The 12,188-nt window shown below is 61.1% G+C and carries 14 protein-coding genes and 1 tRNA gene; 8 read left to right on the top strand and 7 right to left on the bottom strand.

Annotation, left to right across the window (positions count from 1 at the left end):
• Nucleotides 1–44: 44 nt before the first annotated feature.
• Nucleotides 45–386, bottom strand: a complete 342-nt coding sequence (locus HWE01_RS07180; RefSeq protein ID WP_241821426.1) for a hypothetical protein — start codon at nt 384–386, stop codon at nt 45–47.
• 122 nt (nt 387–508) lie between these two features.
• Here HWE01_RS07180 and infA point away from each other — a divergent pair, with 122 nt between their 5' ends.
• The 3 genes from infA to HWE01_RS07165 all read left to right on the top strand — a co-directional run bounded on the left by infA (nt 509) and on the right by HWE01_RS07165 (nt 2,793).
• Nucleotides 509–772, top strand: coding sequence for a translation initiation factor IF-1 (gene infA, locus HWE01_RS07175; protein ID WP_006713209.1), 264 nt, complete (start codon nt 509–511; stop codon nt 770–772).
• Between the two features lie 105 nt (nt 773–877).
• Entirely contained in the window at nt 878–1,138 is a 261-nt protein-coding gene (locus HWE01_RS07170) for a hypothetical protein (RefSeq protein ID WP_034351615.1), read from the top strand.
• A 578-nt stretch (nt 1,139–1,716) separates the two neighbouring features.
• Entirely contained in the window at nt 1,717–2,793 is a 1,077-nt protein-coding gene (locus HWE01_RS07165; RefSeq protein ID WP_241821425.1) for an acyltransferase family protein, read from the top strand.
• Between the two features lie 188 nt (nt 2,794–2,981).
• Here the strand turns inward: HWE01_RS07165 and HWE01_RS07160 are convergent.
• Nucleotides 2,982–3,058, bottom strand: a tRNA-Pro gene (locus HWE01_RS07160).
• Nucleotides 3,059–3,074: 16 nt separating this feature from the next.
• Nucleotides 3,075–4,004, bottom strand: coding sequence for an octaprenyl diphosphate synthase (gene ispB, locus HWE01_RS07155; RefSeq protein WP_175342997.1), 930 nt, complete (start codon nt 4,002–4,004; stop codon nt 3,075–3,077).
• 379 nt (nt 4,005–4,383) lie between these two features.
• Here ispB and rplU point away from each other — a divergent pair, with 379 nt between their 5' ends.
• From rplU to proB, 4 genes are all read left to right on the top strand, one after another.
• The gene (gene rplU / locus HWE01_RS07150; RefSeq protein WP_006713215.1) at nt 4,384–4,695 is read left to right on the top strand and encodes a 50S ribosomal protein L21; all 312 of its coding nucleotides are present in this window, start codon (nt 4,384–4,386) and stop codon (nt 4,693–4,695) included.
• Nucleotides 4,696–4,743: 48 nt separating this feature from the next.
• Complete coding sequence (gene rpmA, locus HWE01_RS07145) at nt 4,744–5,001, top strand: 50S ribosomal protein L27 (protein ID WP_013232410.1); 258 nt, start codon at nt 4,744–4,746, stop codon at nt 4,999–5,001.
• A gap of 201 nt (nt 5,002–5,202) precedes the next feature.
• Nucleotides 5,203–6,312 carry a GTPase ObgE gene (gene obgE / locus HWE01_RS07140; protein ID WP_008334622.1) on the top strand — a complete coding sequence of 370 codons (1,110 nt, stop codon included), beginning with the start codon at nt 5,203–5,205 and terminating at the stop codon, nt 6,310–6,312.
• A gap of 111 nt (nt 6,313–6,423) precedes the next feature.
• On the top strand, nt 6,424–7,542 hold the full coding sequence (gene proB / locus HWE01_RS07135; protein WP_008334624.1) for a glutamate 5-kinase: 1,119 nt from the start codon (nt 6,424–6,426) through the stop codon (nt 7,540–7,542).
• A 144-nt stretch (nt 7,543–7,686) separates the two neighbouring features.
• On the opposite strand, the gene HWE01_RS07130 is transcribed toward proB, so the two are convergent.
• Together HWE01_RS07130 and HWE01_RS07125 are read right to left on the bottom strand one after the other, a co-directional pair.
• A complete protein-coding gene (locus HWE01_RS07130) occupies nt 7,687–8,265 on the bottom strand; it encodes a CNP1-like family protein (protein WP_241821424.1) in 579 nt (192 codons plus the stop codon).
• A 5-nt stretch (nt 8,266–8,270) separates the two neighbouring features.
• Nucleotides 8,271–8,861 (bottom strand): RNA pyrophosphohydrolase, encoded by a 591-nt coding sequence (locus HWE01_RS07125; RefSeq protein ID WP_008334627.1) that lies wholly within the window; start codon nt 8,859–8,861, stop codon nt 8,271–8,273.
• A 226-nt stretch (nt 8,862–9,087) separates the two neighbouring features.
• Between HWE01_RS07125 and HWE01_RS07120 the strand changes: the two genes are divergently transcribed.
• Nucleotides 9,088–10,815 (top strand): proline--tRNA ligase, encoded by a 1,728-nt coding sequence (locus HWE01_RS07120; protein WP_241821423.1) that lies wholly within the window; start codon nt 9,088–9,090, stop codon nt 10,813–10,815.
• A gap of 71 nt (nt 10,816–10,886) precedes the next feature.
• Here HWE01_RS07120 and HWE01_RS07115 read toward each other — a convergent pair whose 3' ends face one another.
• Entirely contained in the window at nt 10,887–11,303 is a 417-nt protein-coding gene (locus tag HWE01_RS07115; RefSeq protein WP_175342903.1) for a hypothetical protein, read from the bottom strand.
• A gap of 331 nt (nt 11,304–11,634) precedes the next feature.
• Complete coding sequence (locus tag HWE01_RS07110) at nt 11,635–12,111, bottom strand: SWIB/MDM2 domain-containing protein (RefSeq protein ID WP_008334630.1); 477 nt, start codon at nt 12,109–12,111, stop codon at nt 11,635–11,637.
• Nucleotides 12,112–12,188: the final 77 nt, after the last annotated feature.

Here is a 12,188-nt window from a genome sequence, read left to right as displayed (position 1 = left end):
GACTGCCGCTCCACGGCGTGAAATGCAGAAATGATATAAATGATTTATCTGGTTTTGCAGAATCTCTGGCAGTTTTTTGCGCCACCTTTGCGGTGGCGTTTTTTTTCGACGAAGGCGTGCGGCGCGGTTTTGTTTATCTGCGGCATCGATGAATCGATATCGATTGTGCAATGGCGTAGATAAGCCGCAGCAGGGCGGGCAGTGAGGTGCATTGGCGGGAGGGGCAAAAATCGCGTATAATGCACGGATCGCTCAAGAACCGAGCGGAAATCCTGATCCCCACGCGCCTTGTCGTACCAGCACCCTGCAATCCGCGTGATTCGCATCTTCATCCGCTTCCCCGAGTAAAGCACCAGCGCTGCCGGCTTCGCCGCGTGCGCGGTCAACTGTCCTCCGACCTTAACGCTCCCGGCCTCCACTTGGCGTGGCCAGTCGTCAAAGCCAGAGAATGCAAATCCCCGAGCCCTTCCTCGCTGGAGGTCGCGCGCTCACGCACAAGAAAGAGAAAATGGCAAAAGAAGAACTGATCGAAATGCAAGGACAAGTCTCCGAAGTCCTCCCTGACTCCCGTTTCCGCGTGGCGCTGGACAACGGCCACTCGCTGATCGCCTACACGGCTGGTCGCATGAAGAAGAATTTCATCAAGATCCTGGCGGGCGACAAGGTTACGCTGGAACTGTCCCCCTATGACCTGAACAAGGGGCGCATCATCTTCCGTCACCTGGAACAGCGCGGCCCCAGCGGCCCGCGTCCGGGCTTCCGCCGCCGCTGAGCTTGGAGCGGCGTGATGCTGTGGCGTCGCGTCGCCTGATGCCCTGCGGCACGCCCAAGGCGCTGGCCTGCGCTCACATGATCGGTTTTGCGAAAGAAAAAAAATATGCAAGCTCCGGTCCACCATCAGGAGCAGTACAAGGGCTTCCACATTTCGCTGCGCTGTAGCGGCGCACAAGGTCTGTGGGAGGTGAGTGACGTGCACATTGTCCACGGCAGTGCAATGGCGCCGGCCCTCTTTCCGCGCCGCCAGTTGCCGGGGCGTTTCGAGAGCGCCGGACTGGCCATCGAGCGCGGCATGGGCTGGGCCAGGGCGGTGATCGACAATCTTGACCCGGCGCTCGATGGAGAGTGGACGGCCAGCTGAGCTGGCTGCGGCTCTCTCATCAAGCGCATCTCTGGCCGGATCGGCCATCTTCATCTACACACCGCATTGATGTTCGACGTGAACATCTTCCTGGGGCTTGTTCTCCTCTCCGGCCAGCCTGCTGGCGCTTCGCTCCTGCATTTTCTGCGGAACTAGTTGCCGCGCCGACTTTCAGTGGATTATCGCAACAGGCGCTGTCGACGGGATTGCGAGGCTATCGCCTCGACCCTGTCAGCGTCGCTTGTGGTCGGCGTGCTTCGCAACATAGAATAGCGCCGCGACTCATTCATTTTTGTTAAGTATTCGGGTGCCGGCTGAAGGCCATGCGGCAATGTTTTTCTGTGGCAATGCGTCGTCGAGATATCGGTCCCTATCCCGAATTTCCTTCCACCTGTGTCAGATCGGCAGATCTGCTCAAGAGCGCGGACGAATTGCGCCATAAACGCCATGCACATTCATTTCAGCCCATGCGCACATGATGCGTCCGGTAGCGCAGGCCACCCCGTGGTCGCGCAGTCTTGCGCATCGACGGGCTTGCAGCGCCGTGCTGCGACCCTGGTCAACCATGGAGGTGTGGCATGAGTATCCCGGTCATGTCGGAGAGTGGGGCAGGCGCCGCGCGTTTCACCGGCTATCGGCCGTGGCTCGATGGTGTCAGGGCGGTGGCCATCTTGCTGGTGTTGCTGGAACATACCAATCTGTTCAAGCAATTCAATCTGGGCGGTGTTGGCGTTGGCATCTTCTTTGCGCTGTCGGGTTATCTGATTACCGGTTTGTTATGGGATGAGTTTGCCCGGGAAGGGCGACTGGCGCTGGTGCCGTTCTACCTGCGGCGCTTCGCGCGCCTGGCACCGGCGCTGGTGATCGTGGTGGTGGTCGCGGGCGTGGCGTTTCTGGCGGAGGGGCAGCGGCGCGCTGCTTTCAATGGCTTGTTTGCCGTGACTTATACGGCCAATTACGCCGCCATCTTCAGTGGCCACCATCTGGCCGGATTCGGACATACCTGGTCGCTGGCGGTGGAGGAGCATTTCTATCTGGTCTGGCCACCGCTGATGCTGCTGTTGCTCCGACGCCTGCAGGCGCCCGGCTTCATCAAGGCGGTGCTGGCACTCTGCGTGGCGGTGCTGTGCTGGCGCGCCTTGCTGTTCGTGTTCTTCGGCGAGCAGGTCAGGCTCATGCTCTATGCAGGCAGCCTGGAGCGACTCGATTCCCTGCTCTATGGATGTGCCGCGGCGGTTGCCGTGCGTCGCGGCTGGCGTCCGGGCATCGGTGCGGTGCTGGCTGGGGTTGCCGCGGTTGCTGCCAGCATCGTGTGGCTGGCGCCCTTGAGCAGCGTATTCGGTCCGACTCTGATCGGTGCGGGTGGCGCCTTGCTGATTGCGGCGCTCGACTGCGAGCGCAGGGCCGTGATGCAGCAACTGCTGTCGGCAAAGCTGATGGTGCGCACCGGCATCCTCTCCTATGGCATCTACCTGTGGCATATCCCTTTGCTGCAACTGGTCACCAGGAACGGCGAGGGACCATTGCTCCATATTCTGGCGGCGATGGGGCTGGCAGTGATCCTGGCGTATGTGTCCTATCGGTATTGCGAAGTGCCGATCCGCGACAGTGTGCGGCGCCGGCTGGCGGGCAAGCCTGGTCCTGCGCCGATATGAAGGAAAGGGCCGTGTTCCGGGCGCTCAGGCTGGTACCTCGGGCGGGGCAGGAAATTGTCGGTGGTGGATGTGAAAAAACAGGCAGAAATCGGTCTGGCCCCTGATGGGGCTGGACACAGAGGATGCAGGCGGGACGCACAAAGAAAAACAGCGAGTTCAATAACTCGCTGTTTTTGCTTGGGTAATTCTGGTCGGGGTGAGAGGATTCGAACCTCCGGCCTCTACGTCCCGAACGTAGCGCTCTACCAGGCTAAGCTACACCCCGTCGAGTGAGATCTAAGTCAGTGATTTCGATCTACTGCGAAAGCCGATAATTCTAACAGGGATTTTTTGAATTGGCTATCCGGAAGTGAAATAATTGCGTCCGCAGCCCGTCGCGCAGCGATTTCCGCCTGTTCGCGCGTATAGGCCAGGGCGCCGGAATGGGTGATGGCCGACAGCACTTCGTCGAAATGCTGCTCGTCACCATTCTCGATGCAGGTGCGCACCAGCTCGCGTTGCTGCGGCGTACCATGCTGCATCAGCCAGATCAGCGGCAGCGTGGGCTTGCCTTCGCGCAGGTCGTCACCGACGTTCTTGCCGATCTCGGCGCTGTTGCCGGAATAATCCAACACGTCGTCGATCAGCTGGAAGGCGGTGCCGATGGAACGGCCATATTCGCCAGCGGCTTCAATGCCCGCCTCGTCGGCGCCGGCAATGAGCGCACCAATCTGGCTGGCCGCCTCGAACAGCTTGGCGGTCTTTGAACGGATCACCTGCAGGTAGCCCGCCTCGTCCACATCCGGATTGTGCATGTTGAGCAGCTGCAACACCTCGCCCTCGGCGATGACGTTGGTGGCATCGGCCACGATTTCCATCACGCGCGGATTGCCCACCGCCACCATCATCTGGAAGGCGCGCGAATACAGGAAGTCACCCACCAGCACCGAGGCCGCATTGCCAAACATCGCATTGGCGGTCTGCTTGCCACGACGCAACGACGATTCGTCGACCACATCGTCATGCAGCAGGGTGGCGGTATGAATGAATTCGATCACCGCCGCCAGCGCATGATGATGCTCGCCCTTGTAGCCGAAGGCATTGGCAATGAGCACGACCAGCACCGGGCGCAGGCGCTTGCCGCCCGCACTGATGATGTATTCGGCGACCTGGTTGACCAGCGGCACTTCCGAATACAGCTGCCGACGGATGACTGCGTTGACCGCCTCCATGTCGGCGACGATCGGATGCAGGATGGTTTGTTGCGAAGCGGTTTGTACGGCGGCAGACAAGGCGGAACCTGTGGGAAATGGTTATTGCCCGGATTATACGACGACAAGGCAGTGCCACGCCAAAGTGCCTCAGGCCAGATGATGCCGCTTTTGCCTTGTCGAAATGAAAACATGCGTCCCGAGCGGGGTGGCTGACAGGGGCGCCCCTGTTCCTTGTCCGCCCGGAAACTCTGTTGTACAGAGGCCCGGCAAAGTGTCAAGTCTTTTGACCGTGCAGCTAAGTGCCTGTATAATTTGCGGTTTTCCTGTTTCGCCATGGGTTTTTGACGGGCGCGGCAAGGGAAAAATCGTTCTTATTCATTCATTCGTGAGGTTTCACATGTACGCGGTCATAAAAACCGGCGGCAAACAATACAAAGTTGCTGCTGGCGAAAAACTCAAAGTAGAACAGATACCGGCTGACATTGGCTCCGAAATCACTTTGGATCAAGTGCTCGCAGTGGGCGCAGGCGAAACCGTGAAGTTCGGTGCGCCGCTGGTCGCAGGTGCTACGGTGCTGGCTACTGTGGTAGCACAAGGTCGCCATGACAAGGTCCGCATCTTCAAGATGCGTCGTCGCAAGCACTACCAAAAGCGTCAAGGCCATCGTCAGAACTACACCGAACTGCAAATCGTCTCGATCAACGCTTAAGCGTTGCACTGAACGAACTGCTCATCCAAAGTCATCAAGGAGTTTTAAATGGCACACAAAAAAGGCGGCGGCACTACGCGCAACGGCCGTGACTCAGAATCGAAACGCCTGGGCGTCAAGGTTTATGGCGGCCAAGTGATCAACGCTGGCGGCATCATCGTCCGTCAACGCGGCACCCGCGTCCACGCTGGCGAAAACGTCGGCGTCGGCAAGGACCACACTCTGTTCGCCCTGAAGGACGGCAAGGTCAAGTTCGTTGTCAAGGGCCTGCAACAGCGTCAATACGCTACCGTCGTTCCGGCGTAAGCGTTCCTGTCATCCGGGTTCGCCCGGAACCAGGCATAAAAAAGGCTCTGCCGGTGGTGGAGCCTTTTTGATTTTTGAAGAGCCGTCAACAAAGCGCCGAGCCTCGGCTTGCATGGCAAGTGCAGGGGTGGGGCCTGACCCTGACCGGGCAGGTATCGACGTTTTGTTAGCGGCTCCCATGTCCCATGAGGCGTCCAAATCATGAAATTCATCGACGAAGCACGTATTGAAGTCGTGGCAGGCGATGGCGGCAACGGCGTCGCCAGCTTCTGCCGCGAGAAATTCCGCCCCTTCGGCGGTCCCGACGGCGGCGACGGCGGCAAGGGCGGCACCATCTGGGCCGTGGCCGACCGCAACGTCAACACCCTGATCGACTACCGCTACGCCAAGCTGCACCGTGCCGGTCGCGGCGAGAACGGTCGTGGCTCGGACTGCTACGGCAAGGGTGCCGATGACGTCTACCTGCGCATGCCGGTGGGTACGCTCATCGTCGACATCAACACCGGCGAGCACATCGCCGACCTGACCTTCCACGGCCAGACCGTGATGCTGGCCAAGGGCGGTGAGGGCGGCTGGGGCAACATCCACTTCAAGACCTCCACCAACCGCGCCCCGCGTCAAAAGACCGAAGGCAAGGAAGGCGAGCGCCGCGAACTGCGTCTGGAACTGAAGGTGCTGGCCGATGTGGGTCTGTTGGGCATGCCCAATGCGGGCAAGTCGACTTTCATCACGGCTGTCTCCAACGCGCGTCCCAAGATCGCCGACTATCCCTTCACGACGCTGCACCCCAATCTGGGTGTGGTGCGCGTGAGCCACGAGAAGAGCTTCGTGATCGCCGACATTCCCGGCTTGATCGAAGGGGCTGCCGATGGTGCCGGTCTGGGCGTGCAGTTCCTGCGCCACCTCCAGCGTACCGGTCTGCTGCTGCACATCGTCGACCTGGCGCCCTTCAATGATGAAGTCGATCCGGTCAAGGAAGCCAAGGCCATCGTCCAGGAACTGAAGAAATACGACCAGTCCCTGTTCGACAAGCCGCGCTGGCTGGTCCTGAACAAGCTGGACGTGGTGCCCGAGGCCGAGCGCGCCAAGCGGGTGAAGGATTTCGTCAAGCGCTTCGGCTGGAAGGGCCCGGTCTTCGAGATCTCGGCCCTGAACCGCGATGGCTGCGAAGAACTCATCAACGAGATCTACAAGTACCTGGAAACCAAGCGTGCCGAAGAGCACCGTTCGGAAGAAACGCAGATGACCGAGGAAGCCCGCGCCATCTCCAGCATCGATCCGGACGATCCGCGTTTCAAGGTCCTGGACTGATTCCTCTCTTGCGTAGCCCCTGCCGGGGCTGCGCGCGGGGGCGGTTCGGGCTATCATCTCTGCCTGTCGGAATTTCCTCCCGCTCCCAGAAGAATCAGAACCCGGAACACTATGCAATCGGTCATTCAACGCGCCAAGCGACTCATCATCAAGGTGGGCTCTTCCCTGGTCACCAATGATGGCAAGGGCCTGGACGCCAACGCCATCGCCCGCTGGGCCGAACAGATCGCGCAACTGCGCGCGCTCGGCAAGGAAGTGGTGCTGGTCAGCTCCGGCGCGGTCGCCGAAGGTATGCAGCGTCTGGGCTTCGACAAGCGCCCGACCGGCATCCATCACCTGCAGGCTTGCGCCGCCGTCGGGCAGATGGGCCTGGCGCAGATCTACGAAACGAGTTTCCGCAAGCATGACCTGCACACTGCTCAGGTGCTGCTGACCCACGCCGACCTGGCCGACCGCGAACGCTACCTCAATGCCCGCTCCACCCTGTTCGCCCTGTTGCAACTGGGGGTGGTGCCGGTCATCAACGAGAATGACACGGTGGTCACCGATGAAATCAAGTTCGGCGACAACGACACCCTGGGTGCGCTGGTGGCCAACCTGATCGAAGCCGAAGCGCTCATCATCCTCACCGACCAGCCGGGCCTGTTCACCGCCGATCCGCGCAAGGATCCGACGGCTACCCTCATTTCCGAAGCGCGTGCCGGCGATCCGTCGCTGGAGCTGATCGCAGGCGGTACCGGTACCGGCATCGGCCGTGGCGGCATGCTGACCAAGATTCTGGCGGCCAAGCGCGCCGCCACCTCCGGCGCCCATACCGTGATCGCCTGGGGCCGTGAAGAGCAGGTCTTGACGCGCCTGGCGGCCGGTGAAGCCATCGGCACCCAGCTCAATGCCGAGACCGCGCAACTGACCGCGCGCAAGCAATGGATGGCTGACCACCTCAAGACCGCCGGTCGTGTGGTGCTCGATGCCGGTGCGGTGCAGAAGCTGAGCCTGGAGGGCAAGTCCCTGCTGCCCATTGGTGTGGTGGAAGTGTCGGGCGAATTTGGCCGGGGCGATGTGATCACCTGCGTGGACGAGAGCGGTCGCGCCATCGCCCGTGGCATGAGCAACTACAACAGCTCGGATGCGCGCCGCATCATCCGCCATCCATCTGCCGAGATCCAGGCCATCCTGGGCTTCGTCGAGGAACCGGAACTGGTGCATCGGGACAACCTGGTGTTGCTGTGACGGCGCCGCGCCGACCTGCGCCGGATGGATGATTCATCGCCTATCGTATAAATCATTTATACGATATAAATGATGTAAATGATGTAAAGAAAAACGCGGCCGAGGCCGCGTTTTTTGTTGCCCGGTCCGGGCTCCTTGAGGCAATCAGCGACGCACCGGATCGAGGCGGGTCTGGGACTTCAGGCGGCTGAGGATGCTGCTGAGGTTCTCGTTGTCGGCAATCATCTTGCCTTCGCAGAAATAATCCCTGAACAGCGCACCGTCGATGCGATTGACGCCAATATCGCGAATCGGCTGCCATTTGTCGCGGCGCGAGCGTGACCATGTGCCATCCGTGTGGCCGAAGGCGTAGGTCTTCTTTTCCCAGGTCTCGCAGCGCATGCCTTCGTAGATCACGTTCACCGCACCGCCTTCGGTCTTGGTCACGACCGTATAGCGCACCACCTTGTCGGTACCGATGGAGACCGAGTTCAGGTCGACATAGGCCTTCATGGTGGCTTGCGGGCTGAGGTAGAACTCGGCCAGGTTCTTCTCCTGCGGTGTGGGAGGCAGATGCACGGCGATTTCCTGCCAGGGCTTCTCCTCGTCGTCGAATTCTTCATCGAAGCTCTGCGCCAGCGTGCTGGCGCAGACCGCCAGCAGCGAGCAGGCGAGGACGGCGCGGCGCAGGCTGCGCAGGGTGAACGGGGAACGTTGGGTGTCAGCGTGCTGGGAAGAGGGCATGGAACTCACTTGGTTTCGGGCGTGCTCGCGCCGTTGCAGGACTGGCCTGTGGCGGCCTGGCCCGGATTTTTGTGGGGATGCGCAAGGCGTCCGGCTTGCTCGGCGCGGCGCTGGCCGTGCGCTGGCCGGTTCAGGAAGCGCGACAATTCCTGCAGTGCCTGTTGGTAGACCTCGCGTTTGAATTCGATGACCACGTCCAGCGGCACCCAGTAGTCATGCCACCGCCAGGCATCGAACTCCGGATGCGAGGTACCGCGCAGGTTGACATCGCAATCGCGCCCGACCATGCGCAGCAGGAACCAGATCTGTTTCTGGCCGCGGTAATGGCCGCGCACTTCGCGCTTGATGAAATGGTCGGGGACTTCGTAGCGCAGCCAGTCACGGGTGCGGCCGATGATCTTGACGTGCTCGGCACGCAGGCCGATCTCTTCTTCCAGTTCCCGGAACATCGCCTGTTCGGGGGTCTCGCCGTGCTTGATGCCGCCTTGCGGGAATTGCCAGGAGTGCTCGCGTACGCGCTTGCCCCACCACACCTCGTTATTGGCGTTGAGCAGGATGATGCCGACGTTCGGGCGGAAGCCTTCTCGATCCAGCATGGTGATCCTCAAACTTTCTGCGGCTGGAAGTCCCTTTCAGGCAGGCTCGTGCGACTGCGGGCATACACGGAAAACCGGTACGCCAGGCGGGTCAGGAGCAATCACATCGATGCACGGATGTCATTGAAACTGGGAGCAAATCTGCAAAGAAAGGGCGCATCAGCCAGCTAATCCTTTAAAATTGGAATGATTATAACCCTCCTCTTTTTAAAAAGAACCGACCGTCATGCGCGCCTCACGTTTTTTTATTTCCACCCTGAAAGAAGCCCCTTCCGACGCTGAAATCGTGAGCCACAAGCTGATGATGCGCGCCGGCATGATCAAGCGTCTGGGCGCCGGCATCTACACCTACATGCCGATGGGGCTGCGCGTGATCCGCAAGGTCGAGGCCATCGTGCGCGAGGAAATGAACCGCGCCGGTGCCGTCGAGCTCCTGATGCCGGTGGTGCAGCCAGCCGAGCTGTGGCAGGAAACCGGCCGCTGGAACAAGATGGGCGCCGAGCTCATGCGCGTGAAGGATCGCCATGGCCGCGACTTCGCCATCCAGCCGACCTCGGAAGAAGTGGTCACCGATGTGGCCCGCACCGAGCTGCGCAGCTACAAGCAATTGCCGGTCAACTTCTATCACATCCAGACCAAGTTCCGCGACGAGCGTCGTCCGCGTTTCGGCCTCATGCGCGGCCGTGAATTCACGATGAAGGATGCCTACTCCTTCGACCGCGATCTCGATGGCCTGAAGAAGTCCTACCAGGCCATGTATGACGCCTACGTGCGCATCTTCACCCGCTTCGGCCTGGAGTTCCGCGCCGTGGCAGCCGACAACGGTGCCATCGGCGGTTCCGGTTCGCACGAATTCCACGTCATCGCCGCCACCGGTGAAGACGCGCTGGTCTACTGCCCCACCTCCGACTACGCCGCCAACATGGAAGCGGCCGAAGCGCTGCCGGTGGACGGCTCCCGTGGTGCCGCTACCCAGGCGCTGGAAAAGACCGCCACACCAGGCAAGTCCAAATGCGAAGCCGTGGCCGAGCTGCTGGGCCTGCCGCTGGCGCGTACCGTCAAGTCCATCGTGCTGGCGGTGGACAACGAAGACCCGGCCAAGAAGGAAATCTGGCTGCTGCTCTTGCGTGGCGACCATGAGCTCAACGAAGTGAAGGCCAGCAAGATCCCGGGTCTGTCCACCTACCGCTTCGCCAACGAAGCCGAGATCGTCGAATGGTTCGGCACGCCGCCGGGCTACCTGGGTCCGATCGGGACCAAGAAGCCGGTCAAGGTCGTCGCTGACCGCACGGTCGCCAACATGGCCGATTTCGTCTGCGGTGCCAACGAAGCCGATTTCCACTATACCGGCGCCAACTGGGGCCGCGACCTGCCCGAGCCGCTGGTGGCCGACATCCGCAACGTCGTCGAAGGCGATGCCTCGCCGGACGGCCGTGGTGTGCTGGCGATCCAGCGCGGCATCGAAGTGGGCCACGTGTTCCAGCTGGGCACCACGTATTCGGAAGCGATGAAGGCGACCTACCTGGATGAATCCGGCAAGCCGCAACCGCTGGTGATGGGCTGCTACGGCATTGGCGTCACCCGTATCCTGGGCGCGGCCATCGAGCAAAACTTCGATGATCGCGGCATCATCTGGCCGACCTCGATTGCGCCCTTCGAAGTGGTGCTCTGCCCCATGGGCTATGACCGCAGCGAAGCTGTCAAGACCGAGATCGACAAGCTCTATGCGCAGTTGAGCGAAGCCGGTGTGGACGTGGTGCTGGACGACCGAGGCGAACGTCCGGGCGCCATGTTTGCAGACTGGGAGCTGATCGGCGTGCCGCATCGCATCGTGGTGGGCGACCGTGGCCTCAAGGATGGCAACATCGAATACCAGGGGCGCCGTGATACCGAAGCGACCCAAGTGCCGCTGGCCGAGGCGCTGGCCTTCATCCGGGGCAAGCTGGCCGCCTGATCTTTCCACAGGTAGCAATGACAAAGGCGGGCGCCATGGGCGTCCGCCTTTGTTTTTGGGGAGGGATCGGCTTACCTGGCCGGTACGATGGTCACGGTCTCGCGCAGGATACCGCCCGAGGCGACGCTACCTTCGCTGCTGCCCTGGCCATTGACGCGTTTTTCGCAATCGATGCGATCCGACTGCGGCAGGCCTTCGCAGCGACGCAGGGCGTTTTCCTTCAGTTGCGCCGGGCTCGGGTCGGTCAGCGTGCCGCGTGCGGCGGCTTGCTGGGCGGCGCCGGCTTCACGCAGGCAGGTGGCGCGGTCCTCGGTGGAAGCACCGCTCTTGCAGGCGGCGATCTGTTGCTGGTATTCCGAATTGCCGGCCTTGCCGGCGGCAAATACGTGCGAGGCGCCGCCCAGCGCCGCCAGGCCGATCACGAGGGCGCTGGCCGAGCGCAGCAGTTGGTGGCGCAGGGATGCGTTGGGCGCGGTTTGGTTTGGCATGGTCATTTCCTTTCTCTTGGTCATGAGCGTCCAGGCTCATCAGTGGATGGCACAGGGGTAGACCCGGTTGACGGTTTTCGGTTCTTTTATTCAGTTCTGCGGGAAGCCATATGATCGGGAAAGTTTGTTACCAGGCTTTGCGGCCTCTGCCCCATCACGCAGAACCGCCATGATAGGCGCTTGCAGGCCGGGCCGCCATCAGAGAAGCGCCGCAAGGACCGTCAGACAAGAGGAAAACCCGACTGCGCCTGAAACATCCGGAAACAAAAACGCCCGCATGGCTTCTGCGGGCGTTTTTGTTTGCAAGTCGCTTGCAAACCGCGGGCGTCGATCAGCTCAGGTGAGCCGAGATCAGCTTGGTCATTTCGAACATCGTGACTTGCTTCTTGCCGCCGAAGATTGCCTTGAGCTTGTCATCGGCATCGATGTTGCGCTTGTTTTCGGCGTTTTGCAGCTTGTGCTTCTTGATGTATTCCCACACCTTCTTGGTCACCTCGGTGCGCGGCAGCGGCTTGGCGCCGACCACTTCGCCCAGGGCTGCCGATGGGGTCAGCGGCTTCATGAAGGCGGCATTGGGAGTACGTTTTGCTGCGGGCTTGGCGGCGGGCTTTGCTGCGGCTTTCTTGGGAGCGGCTGCCTTGGGGGCTGCCTTCGGTGCGGCTTTCGGCGCTGCCTTGGCGGCCGGTTTCGCTGCGGCCTTGGGGGCTGCCTTGGCAGCAGGCTTGGCGGCTGCTTTGGCGGCCGGCTTGGCGGCGGGTTTTGCTGCTGGCTTCTTTACTGCGGCTGCTGCTTTTTTTGCTGTGGCCATCGGAAAGACTCCTCACAAGAATGAGATGAATGCGTCATTTACGCACCGCTAATAGTGGTGCTGTTTGCACGGCCACG

Origin of the sequence: Herbaspirillum sp. C7C8 (genome assembly GCF_022627875.1) — a bacterium.
Taxonomy (GTDB): domain Bacteria; phylum Pseudomonadota; class Gammaproteobacteria; order Burkholderiales; family Burkholderiaceae_D; genus Herbaspirillum.
The sequence above is the reverse complement of the archived record's forward strand: the minus strand, read 5'-3'. Positions and strand labels throughout refer to the sequence as shown.

Excerpts from the sequence above, each read along its gene's own strand:
- infA (WP_006713209.1), top strand. The coding sequence starts at position 509 with ATGGCAAAAGAAGAACTGATCGAAATGCAAGGACAAGTCTCCGAAGTC.
- HWE01_RS07170 (WP_034351615.1), top strand. The coding sequence starts at position 878 with ATGCAAGCTCCGGTCCACCATCAGGAGCAGTACAAGGGCTTCCACATT.
- HWE01_RS07165 (WP_241821425.1), top strand. The coding sequence starts at position 1,717 with ATGAGTATCCCGGTCATGTCGGAGAGTGGGGCAGGCGCCGCGCGTTTC.
- ispB (WP_175342997.1), bottom strand. The coding sequence starts at position 4,004 with ATGGAGGCGGTCAACGCAGTCATCCGTCGGCAGCTGTATTCGGAAGTG.
- rplU (WP_006713215.1), top strand. The coding sequence starts at position 4,384 with ATGTACGCGGTCATAAAAACCGGCGGCAAACAATACAAAGTTGCTGCT.
- rpmA (WP_013232410.1), top strand. The coding sequence starts at position 4,744 with ATGGCACACAAAAAAGGCGGCGGCACTACGCGCAACGGCCGTGACTCA.
- obgE (WP_008334622.1), top strand. The coding sequence starts at position 5,203 with ATGAAATTCATCGACGAAGCACGTATTGAAGTCGTGGCAGGCGATGGC.
- proB (WP_008334624.1), top strand. The coding sequence starts at position 6,424 with ATGCAATCGGTCATTCAACGCGCCAAGCGACTCATCATCAAGGTGGGC.
- HWE01_RS07130 (WP_241821424.1), bottom strand. The coding sequence starts at position 8,265 with ATGCCCTCTTCCCAGCACGCTGACACCCAACGTTCCCCGTTCACCCTG.
- HWE01_RS07125 (WP_008334627.1), bottom strand. The coding sequence starts at position 8,861 with ATGCTGGATCGAGAAGGCTTCCGCCCGAACGTCGGCATCATCCTGCTC.
- HWE01_RS07120 (WP_241821423.1), top strand. The coding sequence starts at position 9,088 with ATGCGCGCCTCACGTTTTTTTATTTCCACCCTGAAAGAAGCCCCTTCC.
- HWE01_RS07115 (WP_175342903.1), bottom strand. The coding sequence starts at position 11,303 with ATGCCAAACCAAACCGCGCCCAACGCATCCCTGCGCCACCAACTGCTG.
- HWE01_RS07110 (WP_008334630.1), bottom strand. The coding sequence starts at position 12,111 with ATGGCCACAGCAAAAAAAGCAGCAGCCGCAGTAAAGAAGCCAGCAGCA.